The organism is Mesorhizobium sp. M8A.F.Ca.ET.218.01.1.1 (assembly GCF_004791165.1).
Taxonomy (GTDB): Bacteria; Pseudomonadota; Alphaproteobacteria; order Rhizobiales; family Rhizobiaceae; genus Mesorhizobium.
This window is the reverse complement of record NZ_SRUZ01000004.1, coordinates 1-14407: the sequence shown is the minus strand read 5'-3', so window position 1 is coordinate 14407 and position 14407 is coordinate 1. Positions and strand designations below refer to the sequence as shown.

Here is a 14407-nt window from a genome sequence, read left to right as displayed (position 1 = left end):
GATGCCTAGGGTCTACCTAGCGGTCACCTATACGGCGTAGTTACACGAAAATTATATAAGACAGGACCGATCACCTCGGTGTGGCCCCGCCGACGCGTTTCGAACACATAACTCCTTCCTTCGGAGCTAGATCTTGAGTAGTAGAGTTGACTGCCCTCTAGATACCACTAGCATGAGTTTGCTAGTGGCTCGGCTAAGCGCGACGTAAAGCTTTGCTCTGGACGCTCGGGTGTTGCTAAAATTCTTTTGGTCGCAAAGGATAAGCATCACACTGTCGAATTCTAACCCCTTCGCCTTGTGAATGGTGCTGATGGCCTTGTTCGGGAGTTTAGGGCGAGCATGCGTTCGTCGCCTGGCGATCTCGGCGAAGCCCTCATCGGCATCTTCAAATTTGCCGAGCTGGATCGCCTCGGCAAATTCACGAGGATGATGAATCCGCACGCCAGCAAAACACGATTCTTTTTCAACTAGCTCTCGTAAGCGCTCTAGCGCCCTCGCCACACCCTGATGATTTGGGGCATCCAAGATATGTCGGCCAATCGATTGCAACAGGTGCGGCTTTCCGGTGCGCTTGGCAGCACAACCATTTTGCACTTCGGTCACCAAGCAATTGCCAAAAGCCGAAGGCGAAAACCCGGACGCCACCGCCGCCATAAAACTGAGAGTTGCTCGCGCCAGCTCGACAGGTTCGCCCTGGTGGACTTTTATGTGGGCGATGAGGTCAGCTAATCCATTCCGAACGTGCCCCTCCCAGATGGGTAACCGACGACCGAAAAAGGCACGTAGGGATGTGACTGTGTCGTTATGGCCAGTGAGGACCAACAGAGACCGCCCGTTTGACATGGCATAGATGGGAGCACGTAGATTTTGCGCCACACTGAACCCACCGTGCTGAGAAGCGATATTATCTGCATAGTGCACAGTAAGTCCAGCCGGCAGCTTGGCGGTCAAATCGACCTGGCCCCCGGCCATTAGCGCCGCCCGCGCCCTAAGGGTCCATTCGCCCAACTCCGGTTGGGTATCCTTCCAACGATGCGGCTGGTCGAGTTCATCAAAGTGGTCGGCCGCATTCTTCAAGTCGGTCCATCGCTGTTCGGATGCCACAGCTTGCGCCTGGCTACCGTTGAAGATTTGCTGCATCGGATCGGCAAATATCCGAAGACGAGACCCGGCCGCATGAAGGGACATGACGATTGCGTGTTGATCCGCATTCGCGTCCTGATGCTCATCGCAGATTATCACCGGATAACGACAGGCAAGGTATTCTGCGATCATGGGATTCTGAGTGAGAAGCACTGCCGTCTTTTGAGCGACAATGGCGTAGCCATTGGCTTCCCGCCGCGCCCATGCGCCTACGTCAGCCGGCAAGCCAATCGACTTGTTATAAGCGCCAGCAATCTCGCCGATCAGACCGTCGATCGTGCGGATTTCCACACGGCTGCCTAGGCCGCGAGTGCGTCCGGCAAAAACGTCGCAGGCCGCATTGGTATGGGTCAGGATAAGAAGACGGCCATTGCCGAGCGATGGTGCTACATCGCGGGCGTAATTCGCACCTTGAAAAGTCTTGCCGCAACCACCTGGAGCCTCCACAACGACAAGGCGTGCGGGCGACCTAAGCGCGTCGGCAACCGAAACGTCGCCCATCAATCAATCGTCTGGACAGCTTGAAAACCGACGGCCAATCGAATGGCATTTACGAATGGCAGAAGCTGATCTTGGACGTGGGGCCAAAGAGCGAGCGCGAACATCTTTTCCGCAAGCTCAACGCCGCCAGCGGTCGACTTGAACCATCGTTGGCCATGCTTCTTCCAAGCCTTCTTCTGCTCCGGCGAAGCGTCGGGGTCGGTCGGAGCGTTTCCGCACGCGGCCTCAGCCACGAGTTTGCGGATGTCGTCGGTAGAAGCCTTAATCGCAGCCAAGGATTTGTCCTCGATCCCGAGGCGATCGGCCATTGTCCGCAGGCGTTCACCATCATCGCCATCCGGGTCTCGGATGAAATTTGCGAGCTGCTCGTCGGCAAGGTGAGGAATGAGGTTAGTCTCCAGGCATCCATCTGGCCAACGCATCAGCAAGTCGCCCAGCCTCTCTTTGACCGCTTGCCAATTCCCGTTGTCGGTACCCTCATTGCCAGCGAATCCGCCGATCTTGAGACCGCTACCAGCCAGCCCGCGCAGTACTGTCAGCGTCTCTGTGTTGCTCCCGCCGTCGCTGACCCAGATACCGTAATTGCGCATATCTCCGCCAAGTGAGCGATTGATCAACGTTGTGACGAAACCAACTTCGGTCTGACCCTCAGCTATGATAGCCAAGCGGGCCAAGAATGTTTCAGGGTCGCGTTTCTGCTGTGGTGCAATGGACGGAAGACTGCCTACTGCCCCGCCGGTATCGACATACCAAAGACTCGCTCCCACTGCCGCATTTAATGCGGGGGCGCTGTGGGTTGTCACGAAAACCTGAGATGGCCGCGCTATCAATTCTTCCATGAGTACGCGCTGCCGGTATGATTCAAGCCCGCGCTCTATTTCATCAACGACCATCACCGGGTGTTCAACATGGTGTGCGGCTGCAACTTCGAGGGCTGCCATTCGCCTGGTGCCAGCGCCCCAGCTCGACAGGGGCAGTACCGCGCCGTCCTTGGTCGCTGTCAGACCAATGAGTGCGTTCAATGAAAAACCGGGCCCGCCGACCAGACCAAGGCTAGTGCGTGTGGTAGCGCGCGCTTGGCAAATCGCTTATCCAGCTCGCCCAGAGCCGATTTCGCGTCGTCTTTCAATTCAGCTTGTACATCGGTTTGCCCAAGCTTATTACCCAAGCGCGAGCGCAGGGTTCTGTCGCTCAAGAGGCGCTCAAGGGCAGACCCCTGGATTAACCTGAGATCCCTGTCATTCCGATCGTCGCCGCTTAAACGCACGAGCCCAATGTTGCGGCGCACCGACACTGGAAAATGATCGAAGGTCTCGTCGGGCTGGCAAATCTCGTACTGAAGCTCAAAGTCCGGCGTGCCGCATACGCGCAGGCAAAACACTGGGTCATTGGCCTGCCCATTGTTAACTTCCAAATCCGGCACTTTTGGCGCCTTCCCGTCCCATTCCCAAGGCCAGGCCGCCTTGCGCTGCTCGGCAATGCCGCAAGACAATGGAAGCGACATCACGGCGCCGATCTCAAATCCGTCTTCAAAACGGCGCTGCCAGTAATCGGCATCCGACAGGGCGCTGGCGTTGGTCGGGTTCAGCAAAAGCGCAATTGCTTCCAGAATGGTGGTCTTGCCAACATGCCACCGCCGAGAAGCAAGTTTACGCCCTTACTTGGCCTCCACAAAAGCTTCTCTATCCCCCTAAACCGCTTGATGGAGAGAAAGCGAATATGAGGTGCTTTATCTAATGCTTGCTGCGATTGTCCTGACATTCCCAAATCTTACTAGAGAAATCTTAAAGAGGAAACAGAAACGGCTCGTAATGCTCAAGCCGCCAGATCGGTCGAAGGCGACGAAATAGACAAATCCCTGAGGGGCGACGCCCTCATCGGCGCGCGGAGACGAAGTGATCGTCGATAATTCAAAAGCGGGGCTGCATGTCTCGTACGAGCAGAGTCCCCCGTTACATGAAAGTTACATGGAAAGAATTGGCACGGGCGGCCTTCATGTAACTATTTGAAAAATCTGGTGCCGGCAGAGAGGATTGAACTCCCGACCTTCGGTTTACAAAACAAGCCCGTTCGGTGACATCAATGTGACATAGTCTGGCGCCTACGGTGTTACAAGCATTCAACTGATTGAAAACATTGGTGGCGGTACAGGATTCGAACCTGTGACCCCTACCGTGTGAATCGCCTGCTCAAATATCACACATAAGCTTTGAAATGGGGGGCATTGTCACTGGGTTTCGAAATCTCAGAAGAGACTCCGAATTCCGCACGTCTTTCCTCGTGTCCGTCAAAGGCGCAAGAGCTATGCCGCCATTCTTGGAGCGTCCGCTCCGCCTAATCCCATCTTGGGTCATTCGGCAGGGGTCCGCCGGGGGGGCTTTTTTGTACTTCCCCTACCTCACTCCGCTGGATGCGCCGATGCTTGCAGGATCGATGTTGTGATGCCGGGCAAGGTCGTCAAGCACTGACCGGATATGGGGCCACGGGAAATCGTCTGGATCTTCCCATTGCTCGCCATAGCGCAGGACGACCAGGAGCTTGGCCAATGCACCTTCGACGGTGCATGCTGGAGACTGAGGCAGGTGATCCAGAAGAGCCTGTTCCGCCACTTCCGACTCTCGTATTAATTCGTCTGTTCTCGAATACCCGATCTCGGCATCAGCGGCGTCCCAACGAGTTTGATGTGCCGCTAAGTCCGCAAGCGCCCTGCCCCATACGATCTCATTTTCGGGTGAATAGAGATCGTTGAGGCTTTCGGGAGAATAGACCGTCTGTTCCTGGCCATCGCAAAGCCGCAGACTAGCAGAGGGAAAGCCGATGGTTTTTACTAGATATGTCTCAAGTCGCTGTTGTTCCTGGCACAGACTCGAGGTGCAGCTGTGAATCTCGTGCCAGCTCTTACACAGGCGAAGAGCCGGATCGTCCTGTCGGCCTCTGGCCGGAATATATTCACGCGCCCGTGCCCTGAACGGCCGTAAAGCAGCCAACGCAACGATCTGCGTCATCAGCAGCCGCCGCGTGACGGAAGACAAAGTCGTGCTATGGTCGGAATCAGCCATGATCCGAGCTCCCTGAAAGCTTAGGTTATGGTTAGGCTGCTGGAGGTGGTCTCAACACCGTCAGCAGCCGCAGTCGTAGACATAATCGTATCAGGGATACGATAACGCGGTCGAGATCGCGGATCAACAAGAATCGTATCAATGTTACGAAAATGAATGCAGTCCAATGTAAAATGGCACGTGTGGCACTAGGTTGGGGAACAAGAGATTTAGCCCACAACGCGGGCGTATCGCCGGATACCGTCGCCCGCTTTGAACGAGGCGAACAGCTTAAGATTTCTACCGTGGCGTCACTCCGAACAACCCTTGAAGCTGCGGGGATTGAATTCATCCCAGAAAACGGCGGAGGGGCCGGTGTGCGCTTGGCCAAGCGGCCGTGATAGCACCCGCTGCACATCGCCTCGACCGATCCCAACCCGGTACATCCCAGAGCATTTCTGACTTTCAGCCCTCAGTCTTCGGCTGATCGCCTGTTTTGACATCCGGGTCGGCGATGCGGACCTTCACCGCCTCGCCGATAGGCAGAGTCGATCGACCCTTAGTTCGATCTGTTGCAAGCCTGGCCCACCCGATGCACGACTGCTCAAAGTGGCAGCAACTTGCATTCGACCGCCATCAGTCGCTGTTTTCACGTCCCGCTCTCCAGGAGACAGGATTAGCGAGCCATAGATTGATATCGGATTCCCGCCATCCGGCACCATTTACGCTGATCTTGATCTGAGCTGGGAACGTGCCTTCGGCGATTTTGCGGTACATCGTCGAGCGGGAAAGGCCGGTCCGCGCGAGGACGGTCCTAAGGCGAACAATACGATCCGGTTCAGGCATCGCGACTTGCCTTTCGCTGAGAGCATTTGACACCTGCTGGAACCAAACAGAACAACCCAGGGCTTGGCGCAATCAGATTTGTCATCTCATCGATCTCGGGCGTGGTAACGGCGGCAAATCGGAGGGTTTAGATTCCTATACCGCGCCCTTTGCCAATGCCGTGGTTGAACGCGAGCTCCAAACCCAGGCGCCGGCCGGATTCGACCTGGATGCCAAGCGCCTTCTTGTGATTGGCAAGCAGGGATTCAAGCTGCGGATCGCGTTCGAGGCTCTTAGCCATGTCGGACATTGCCGAGCGCGTTGACTTGTAGCCGGACATGTCGCCGGCTTGGTATTGGCGTTGGCTTGTCCTTTCCAGTTTTTGCCAGCTTTCCACGAAACTGTCGGCGCGGCGGATCGGATCGGCTTCGAGCCCGGTGCGAATTTCCGTTTCAAGTTGCAGAGCTAGGACGATGCGATTGACTCGCCCGGCGGCCGCCTCACGAACCATCTGGGGATTCTTGACATAGGCCGCTTCGGCATCGCGCCAACCGTGTGGCCGAATCTTCTCGAACTCGCTGCGGGCATCTCGCAATTCGCGCATCTGTTCAAGAGTCCCCTGCCCGTCCGCATTTCCTGTGCGGATAACAGCGTCAAGCGCGCGCGCGTGGCGCACAAGCGCCTTCGTGCGAGCGCTGCGCAAGGCCGCTTCCGAATCCACCGGCGCATCCGCCTCGCGCTGCGCTCCTCGGGCAGACGCTTCTCTACCCGGCGCGGCGCCGGCATCTCCGTTTTGCGCTCCACCGTCTCCCCTTTCCGGCCGGCCCCCGCGGTCCTGGCTGGGCTCGGCGTCTGTGGGCGCGCGCAAACCGCCCAGCAGGCCGCCGATCCTGTCGCGGAGCTTCTCAGGAACGAACCGGCGCACGATCTGGACCACGCGCTGTCGGAAGGTGATGCCGCGCCGCTCGGCGTAGTCTCGCGCCGGGTCCATCTGATCGTAATCCGACGCCATGTCCTTGGCGCGATCGCGTGACAGCGTTCGGACGAGCCGTTCGCGGGATGCAAAGTCATCGCTGCCGTAATGAAGGTCCATCCTGTCGCGATGACGCGACAGGGCAACGTAGCTGCCATGGGCATCCATGCCTGGCGTCGCCAGCACATGCGTGCGGTCGACGGTCATGCCCTGGGCCTTGTGAATGGTCGCGGCATAGCCGTGGTCGATGTGGGAATAGTCCTTCAGGTCAAAGCGCACAGACCTGCCGTCGTCTGTTTGAACCGTCATACTCTGCACGCTGACCTCTTCGATCACGCCGAGCGCGCCGTTCTTGACGCTGAGCGACCGTTCGTTGCGCAGGAACATGACCCGGTCGCCGTTCGCGAAAGTCCTTGCACCGCGTTCCACATCCACCTGAACTTCTTCACCGAGATCTCCAGCAGCGCGCATGCGCTCGCGCGCTGCCTGGTTGAGCGCACTCACTTCGTCGTTCGTGTGGGTGAGAATGATCCGGCTCGCCTCAGGCTCTGCCTGCCTGTCGCGGTCCCAGCGCTCGACAAGCCCGCTGCGCGCCTCGTCACGCGATGCTGCCTGGTGCACCATGCCTTGTGCTTCATAGGCGCCGATCGCAGCGCCGATCCTGCCGCTTGCCAGATCGCGCGTGGCGTCACGCTGCCAGTCCTCGCGTTGCCGACGCACCTGACCGATCTCGACGCCCCCGTAGCGGTCGTGGATCGAACGGAATGCGGCGCCGGCTTCAATCGCCTGCAGCTGCTGCGGATCACCGACCAGCACGACCTTCGCGCCAGCGTCCGCGGCATGGGAGAGCACGCGCTCCAACTGGCGCGTGCCGACCATGCCGGCTTCGTCGATCACCAGAACATCGTGCGCGGTGAGCAGATCGCGGCCTTGTCCCCAGCTGTGTTCCATGCTGGCAATGGTTCGCGACACAATTCCTGATCCGCTTTCGAGATTCTCGGCCGCAATGCCGGAGAGTGCCGCGCCTCGAACCTCGTAGCCGGCTGCTGCCCATGCCTGGCGCGCGACGCCCAGCATGGCGCTCTTGCCTGTTCCGGCAAAACCGACAACGACACCAAGACCGCGGCCGTCGGTGATGTGATCCAGTGCATCGCTTTGCTCGCCCGACAATACAAGGCCGCGCTGCCTGGCATGCGCCAGAGCTGCCTCGCGATGTGCGTCACTCACCACATGACAATCCTGCCCATTCATGCGTTCTGCCGAGCGATGCAGGCGCTGTTCCGTCTCGATCATTTGGCTCGTGGTGAAGCGATCTTCTCCGTGGCCGTCCTTGCCGAGTTCGACCAGATCGGGCGCTTCGCTGATAGCTCCCATCACGGCGTTGAACTGCTCCATTCCGTCGCTATGGCGATGCGCGAACTTCGCAATGTCCTTTCGCGTGAACGTCGATTGCTGATGCGTCATCGCATCCAGTGCCACGGTTGGATCGGCGATGATGCGCGCACCATTGTTGCGGGCGATCTCGCGGTGCAATTCGGCGCGATCGGCTTCAATGCCGGCGACGTCAAGGACGTTGCCTTCAATGCGTTGAGCCGGTGCGCCAATCTGGGTCTGCGGCTCGAAAGCAATGCCCTGCGCCTCCAGACTGCGATGAGCAATACGGGCGTCAATGTCGAGTTCGGCAAGGCGCTCATTGGCAAACTCCGCCCATCGCTCGCGCCAGCGCTCGACCATTTCGGTGCTGTTCCAGTCGCGCACCTTTGGTCCAAAACCGTTCTTATCGACCGAACGCATGGTGAGCATGACATGGGCATGCGGCTTGGGACTGCCATCCTCCGCCCTGTCCCAATGCACATTGAGGTCGGCGACCATCCCTCGGCTGACAAACTCGGCCTGCACAAAGTCGCGGGCCAGTTCGATGCCTTGCGCCTGGCTTAGTTCGCGCGGCAGGGCGAACTCCACTTCGCGGGCAAGCTGTGCATCCTTGCGAACCTCGAAAGCTTCGACATCATTCCATAGCCGTTCACGGTCGCTCCAGGCTTCCGGTGCATTCTCCGGCAGCATCACCTCGGAATGGACGACGCCACGTTTGGCCGAGAAGTCATGCTTGCGCTCAATGCGCTCATCACGCAGCCGCGAAGCCGAGCGGTAGGCTGCAGACGCAACACCGCTGCTCCCGGCCTTGCGGCCAATGACTTTGACATGAAGATGATAGATCGCCATCGCGACAGGATCATTTGCACGTCAAAGCCCACGTCGGCACGACGTATAAGCGCGCCCTCCCTCGAAAAATTCTCGGGATGGACCAGCCCGTCCCGGGCTGTCTCGGCAACCATGAAGCCTTCCAGCACGCGCTCCCCTATCATCGCTGCATCAACAACCGATGGAGACAGCACATGCGTAAACCACGGGACTTCGACGCGGAACTGAAGGCGCTGGAGGACAAGGCGCGGGAGCTCAAGACGCGCAAGGTGCAGCAGCTTGGCGAGCTGGTGCTCACCACCGGCGCCGATCAACTCAGCACTGAAGAACTGGCTGGCGCGCTGGTCGCGATCGCCGAAACGAAAGACGCCGCGAAGCGTGAGGCATGGGCGAAGCGTGGGGCGATGTTTTTCGAGAGCGGCTCCCGGCGAGTTGCTTCGGCATCTTAGCGCAACGTTCGCGGCGCTGCAGCGCTATCGGGCGGCCCGCAATCGCTGGCAAGCGGCAATGGCTCGCAATGAAATGCGCACCTGGCAGGTCGAGCGCCGCAAGCGCACCCGGCAACTGATTGAACTCGGCGGTCTCGTCGCAAAGGCAGGCATCGTCGAGCTGACAAATGACGATCGCGCCATCATCTATGGAGCGATGCTTTGGATCGCCACCAAGCTGCAGAGCCATGAAGGCGAGCATGCAAGCAACCTGTGGGCCGCGAAGGGGAAGCAGGCGTTCAATGCGGAGCGGCATGAGGAGAAAAAGGGCCAACGAACGTAGCGATGGTTGGCGGGAGCGGTGGGCGGCGCAAAGGCTCCGAGCAGTGGCTCAGCCGGTGCTCCAAGCAGCCGAAGCTGCAAGGGATCGTCACCCGAAGGACGAAGACGCGAAGCGGTTTCGAGCGCATGCGCGTAGTGCCCGGTCCTGCACAGAAGGGCGTCTCCGGTCATTTGCACTGTTGCTTGACAAAAGGTGCTTCAAGACATGAGTTTCATGCTTTCCACTATTTGTATTATTTCCCGAAAATGACCCGCACGGTTCGCCAAACCAACGTACCCCATGACAACCCCGACGAAGCGCGCCCTCGTCGTTTTTCGGATTTCGGGAGCGCACCCAACATTGTTTTGCTGGGCGATCCCGGTGCCGGCAAATCGTACCTCTTTCGGGAAACCGCAAAGGCCGAAGGCGCAAGGCTCATCACCGCCCGCGCCTTTCTGGCGACACCCACGAACAAGCTCTCCGGTCAGGTACTTTTTATCGACGGGCTTGATGAAAAGCGCTCCGGGCGCGGCGACCGGGACACGGTTGATGCGCTTGTCGAGAAATTATTCGAGGTCAGCCCGGCAAAAGTCCGGATTTCATGCCGGGTAGCGGATTGGCTCGGGGAAAGTGACCTGGCTGCGCTTCGCCCGTACTTTGAACACGTGGGCACACCGCCGGTTCTGCTGCTTCAAAAACTTTCATTCAAGGAACAACTCTGGGTTCTTACCCAACAAGGCTTGCAGCCGCACGAGGCTGTCGCGTTTCTTAAGGAAGCAATGGCCCGCGGGCTCGATGACTTTCTAGAAAACCCGCAAAACCTCATCATGCTATGGCGCGCGGTGAAAACGGGTTCATGGCCCGCGACACGCAGGGAGGTTTTCGAGCAGTCGACCGGGCTCATGCTCCAAGAGTTTGACGCGGACCATGCGCGCAAAGGCAGCGGCGTCTATTCGACTGCGGAACTGCGGCCAGTCGCCGGCGCGATCTGCGCAGCACGGCTTATTGCCGATGTTGAAGCGATCAGCCTGACCGAGCAAGAAGGTATTCCGGAAATTCCGGGCTATCGTTCTCTGACCTTCCTTGATCCAGCAAAGATTCAGGCGGCCTTAAGTCGAAGGGTTTTCGTCGCAGGCCCGGAAGCCGAAACAGTCGACTACGCGCACCGCACCACGGCCGAATATCTGGCTGCCGCGTTTCTGGCGAAGCAGGTGCGCGATGGCTTGCCGTTCGACCGGGTCACGGCTTTGATGGGCGTTGACGGACATCCTGCATCCGAATTGAGGGGCCTTCACGCGTGGCTTGCGGTGCATCTCCCCGAGTATGCCGATGAACTGATTGAAAAGGACCCGTACGGCGTTCTCACCTATGGCGATGCGGCATCACTGGCGCCGTCATCATGCGTAGCGCTCCTGCGTGCTCTTGGTCGCCTTTCCAAGTCTGACCCTTGGTTTCGGTCTGGAAACAGGGATGCGCCTCCAATTGCCGCCCTCTCTCGCGGTGACATGGCTGAAGAATTTCGTGCGATCTTGAAGGACCCAAACGCGGGCTTCGGGGTGCGCTCGGTTGTGATCGATGCACTCCGCTTAGGTGCGCCACTCCCCGAGATGCGGCCCGACCTTGTCGCAGTGCTTTCACAAGATGCGCCCTATGAACAGCGTTTGCATGCCCTGCTGGCCCTGCTTCGGCTCGGTGATGAAGGGAAAGCTTCAATCGTTGCAGCCTTCAAGGCCGACCTCGGAAACACGGCCAACGATCTTCGGCTCCGCGCCGAAATTATCAAGGAGCTTTACGGGCATCCTTTTGGTCATGCGGATGTCGTCCAGCTCGTCAACGACACATTGCACAGCGACGAGGATTTCCTTGCGACCGGAACCCTGTGGGGATTGGCCGACCGCGTACCGCTTGCCGATTTGCCATCGGTGCTCGACGGCATCGCACCCACTCGGCAGAAGGAGTATGGTGAACATAATCGCAGGCACAGCGAGGTGGGCATGTTCTTCGCCAATACTCTCGTGCGCGCATGGCGCGAAAACCGCGCGTTTGACCCGGAACGGGCGTTGCGCTGGCTTAGTAAGCGGCTGGCATTCGGCGACGATAACCAGATCGAGGAGTTGCGCAACGCGATCATCGAAGCGCCCAAAAAGCTGGAGGCTGTTGCAAGTCATTTCTTCAGTACGCTAGTCGCGGACAACGACCGCTGGCAAAAATACTCCATATACCAGCGGAGTATCTTGCAAACGCTCCCGGCTGGTCCTTTGCTTGGTATCGTTGTCGCGCAACTCGCAGCCGCCGATCAAGGCAGCGCGAGGCGGTCCTTTTTCTACGAGCTTGCTTTCAGTCTGTGTTATCGGCTGGAACAGCCTCGGGCCGACATAATGTTCAGGAATTTGTATAAATTGGCCGACCAGGAAGCCAGTCTTGAGCCGGTACGCGCCGACGCGGTCAGGTCGAGCTTGTATGACGGGTACTTCGAGGGACGAAAGAACCGGAAAGCCGAGAATGATGCCGCGCGCGAGCGCCAGCGCGAGGAGTTTGTGCAAAAAGTCGAGCGCATCCGCAGCGGTGCGGATCTCGGGTGGCTAAACCATCTCGGGAAGATTTACTTTGCGTTGTACAGCGACGTCGACCAGAGCCTTGAGCCCCGCGACAGGGTTGCGGCATGGGTAGGTGCCGATCTCATCGAGATTGCTCTTGCCGGGTTGCGTGCGGCGCTGTTGCGCAATGATCTGCCAACCTTTGCAGATGTCATGGGCCTCATGGCGAAACATAGGTGCTATGACTGGTGGCACGCGCTTGTCGCCGGGTTGAATGAGCGCTGGGCCACGGGCGAAGGATTTGCCGGCCTGACGGATGATTTCTTGAAAGCACTCCTGGCTTTCGATGTCACGAACCCGGTTTCCATTAAGCGAAACAGAAGCGTCACCTGGCTTACGCATCCCTGGCGAGACGCGCTGCTGCAACAGCGCCCCGAACTTGCGCGCGACGTTTATCTTGCAATCGCGCGGCTTCGCTTATCCGCTGGCGATCAAGGGATTGATGGGCTGCGCGAGCTTTTGACCGCAGAGGCATTCGAGCCCTATCGCAAGGAAAGTGTGCTTGAACTGTTGCGTGATTTCCCGAACGCGAACCTGTTTCGCCTCGGTGACATGCTGGATGCGGCAACCAAGTTACCGGATGCCCGTGCGGAGTTTCTGGCGGTCGCTGAGGAGATGCTTGCGGGAACTGCGGCCAACAACGAGCCACAGTATGAAATGTGGCTGGCGACAGCCTACCTTTTATCCCCAGCGCAGTTTGCAGATCGGGTCGAGGATTTCGCGCGGAAGCGCCCGGACATCATTTTTCTGCTCCGTGACCGGAGCGGTTTTGCTTCACGCGGGCAGCCCGTCGAAACGGCGCTCGCGCTCCCGCAACTTGAACTTCTGGCGCGTTTGACCGGCACCTATTTTCCCGATGCATCCTTTCCCGCAGGTGGATGGAGCGGTGATAGGAATGCGTGGGACGCGGCGGAATATTGCCGCAGGCTGTTCGATGCGATCTCAACATTGCCAACAGTGGCCGCAACCCATGCCCTTGAAAGGCTCGTGGCAAACGCTGATTTGGCGTCCTATAGCCCTCATATTCTTCATGCCCTTGCGAACCAGCGTAAGCGCCGGCGCGATGTGGAATATGACCGCCCGGACTGGCCGCGAACCGTGGCCGCCCTATCGAACGGGCCACCTGCTACTGTTGCCGATCTTCACGCGCTGGTCGTTGCCCAATTGCTCGACCTGAAAAAACACATCGAGCGGGGAAATACCGACATCTACAAGCAGTTCTGGAATATCGACGCGCATGCAAAGCCCACGGAAGCGCGTCCGGAAGAAGCCTGTCGTGACAATTTCCTCACCATGCTGCGACCGCCCCTTCAGGCCCTTGGTATCGCTGCCGAGCCGGAAGGGCATATGGCAAGAGACAAACGCGCGGATATCGCGGTGTCGATTGCGACGCATAAAATTCTTTGGGAGCTGAAACGCGATAGCCATGCCGAGCTATGGACCGCTGCGATGGGGCAGCTGGACAGATTTTATACGCCGGACCCAGGCGCGAAGGGTTTCGGCATCTATTGTGTCTTCTGGTTTGGCGACAAAATGACGGGAAAAATTCCCGCTCCCCCCAAAGGCGTGGCCCGCCCGACCTCGGCGGATGAGCTGGAAAAGACCCTCACGGAATTGCTGCCGGAAACTGCAAAAAGCCGCATTACGGTCATTGTTGTTGATGTGTCAGGAGCGGTTTAGGAACACTCTTGAAGAACTTCCGAAACGCATGCCAACATAAACATCCAGTGGGCGCGTTACCAATCTTGACGTAGCGGACCACAACCTTCCTCGACGCAAAAGGGCTGCGATTGGCCTCTATCGAGATTTTCATTGGCGACCCCATAGAACACGCCTCCGAACGGGCCAGCCTTGCGCGCGCCGTTGAATGTCTGACGGCGCAAGGCATCCCGGCCGTTATTCTCGCCAATGTAAATTTCGGTGGTAGGCAGATTGACCTCGTTATCGGCCTCGACCGGCGCGTCCTCGTGGTCGAATCAGCTCGACTTCGGGACGGTTGCGGCACCGCTGCAATACACCGCCGGCAACAAGCTTGCCTCCGCTTCCGGCTTCATCACCTCAACCATCTATGAGGCCGACGGGCAGACCAAGGAGATTAATTACGCCAACGGGGTGAAGACCGCCTTCACCTATTCGCCGACACGGCGCTGGGTGACGCGCGTCACCACATCGAGGGGCGCAACGGTTCTCCTCGACGATCAATACGCCCGCGACAATCTAGGCCGCATCACCGGCACGACGGGGCTGACGGCCTCCGACAGCTGGACCTATGGCTATGACAATGCCGACCGGCTGACCTCCAGCACCAATCTTGGCGACCCCACGCTCTCGGAAAGCTTCGTCTATGCCGCCAACGACAACATGGCCTCGCGAACCCG

At 58.6% G+C, this 14407-nt stretch carries 10 protein-coding genes and 1 pseudogene; 5 read left to right on the top strand and 6 right to left on the bottom strand.

Features of this window, described 5'->3' with window-relative positions; all coding sequences use genetic code 11:
* Positions 1-126: 126 nt before the first annotated feature.
* From EN861_RS16100 to EN861_RS16090, 4 genes are all read right to left on the bottom strand, one after another.
* The gene (locus tag EN861_RS16100; protein ID WP_135864317.1) at positions 127-1644 is read right to left on the bottom strand and encodes an ATP-binding domain-containing protein; all 1518 of its coding nucleotides are present in this window, start codon (positions 1642-1644) and stop codon (positions 127-129) included.
* Positions 1644-2585, bottom strand: coding sequence for a hypothetical protein (locus tag EN861_RS35845; RefSeq protein WP_245512041.1), 942 nt, complete (start codon positions 2583-2585; stop codon positions 1644-1646). The genes EN861_RS16100 and EN861_RS35845 overlap by 1 nt, the downstream gene beginning before the upstream one ends.
* A 77-nt stretch (positions 2586-2662) precedes the next feature.
* Entirely contained in the window at positions 2663-3235 is a 573-nt protein-coding gene (locus EN861_RS35840; RefSeq protein ID WP_210235186.1) for a hypothetical protein, read from the bottom strand.
* An 802-nt stretch (positions 3236-4037) separates the two neighbouring features.
* Positions 4038-4703, bottom strand: a complete 666-nt coding sequence (locus EN861_RS16090; protein ID WP_135864315.1) for a hypothetical protein — start codon at positions 4701-4703, stop codon at positions 4038-4040.
* A 152-nt stretch (positions 4704-4855) separates the two neighbouring features.
* Here EN861_RS16090 and EN861_RS36300 point away from each other — a divergent pair, with 152 nt between their 5' ends.
* Positions 4856-5083, top strand: a complete 228-nt coding sequence (locus tag EN861_RS36300; RefSeq protein WP_245512040.1) for a helix-turn-helix transcriptional regulator — start codon at positions 4856-4858, stop codon at positions 5081-5083.
* Positions 5084-5318: 235 nt separating this feature from the next.
* On the opposite strand, the gene EN861_RS16080 is transcribed toward EN861_RS36300, so the two are convergent.
* Positions 5319-5528 carry an AlpA family phage regulatory protein gene (locus EN861_RS16080; protein WP_135864313.1) on the bottom strand — a complete coding sequence of 70 codons (210 nt, stop codon included), beginning with the start codon at positions 5526-5528 and terminating at the stop codon, positions 5319-5321.
* Positions 5529-5655: 127 nt separating this feature from the next.
* Positions 5656-8703: a Ti-type conjugative transfer relaxase TraA gene (traA, locus tag EN861_RS16075; RefSeq protein WP_135864310.1), complete on the bottom strand. Its 3048-nt coding sequence runs from the start codon at positions 8701-8703 to the stop codon at positions 5656-5658.
* Positions 8704-8876: 173 nt separating this feature from the next.
* On the opposite strand from traA, the pseudogene EN861_RS16070 reads away from it, so the two are divergent.
* From EN861_RS16070 to EN861_RS16050, 4 genes and pseudogenes are all read left to right on the top strand, one after another.
* Positions 8877-9203 (top strand): annotated as a pseudogene (locus EN861_RS16070) (conjugal transfer protein TraD).
* A 1-nt stretch (position 9204) separates the two neighbouring features.
* Positions 9205-9453, top strand: coding sequence for a conjugal transfer protein TraD (locus EN861_RS16065; protein WP_135864308.1), 249 nt, complete (start codon positions 9205-9207; stop codon positions 9451-9453).
* Between the two features lie 2 nt (positions 9454-9455).
* Positions 9456-13709: a hypothetical protein gene (locus tag EN861_RS16060; RefSeq protein WP_245512039.1), complete on the top strand. Its 4254-nt coding sequence runs from the start codon at positions 9456-9458 to the stop codon at positions 13707-13709.
* Positions 13710-13961: 252 nt separating this feature from the next.
* Positions 13962-14407: RHS repeat protein (locus EN861_RS16050; RefSeq protein ID WP_189343653.1), on the top strand; the 446-nt coding region annotated here is incomplete at its 3' end.

Excerpts from the sequence above, each read along its gene's own strand:
- EN861_RS16060 (WP_245512039.1), top strand. The coding sequence starts at position 9,456 with ATGGTTGGCGGGAGCGGTGGGCGGCGCAAAGGCTCCGAGCAGTGGCTC.
- EN861_RS16090 (WP_135864315.1), bottom strand. The coding sequence starts at position 4,703 with ATGGCTGATTCCGACCATAGCACGACTTTGTCTTCCGTCACGCGGCGG.
- traA (WP_135864310.1), bottom strand. The coding sequence starts at position 8,703 with ATGGCGATCTATCATCTTCATGTCAAAGTCATTGGCCGCAAGGCCGGG.
- EN861_RS35845 (WP_245512041.1), bottom strand. The coding sequence starts at position 2,585 with ATGGCAGCCCTCGAAGTTGCAGCCGCACACCATGTTGAACACCCGGTG.
- EN861_RS16100 (WP_135864317.1), bottom strand. The coding sequence starts at position 1,644 with ATGGGCGACGTTTCGGTTGCCGACGCGCTTAGGTCGCCCGCACGCCTT.
- EN861_RS16065 (WP_135864308.1), top strand. The coding sequence starts at position 9,205 with ATGCGCACCTGGCAGGTCGAGCGCCGCAAGCGCACCCGGCAACTGATT.
- EN861_RS16080 (WP_135864313.1), bottom strand. The coding sequence starts at position 5,528 with ATGCCTGAACCGGATCGTATTGTTCGCCTTAGGACCGTCCTCGCGCGG.
- EN861_RS36300 (WP_245512040.1), top strand. The coding sequence starts at position 4,856 with ATGAATGCAGTCCAATGTAAAATGGCACGTGTGGCACTAGGTTGGGGA.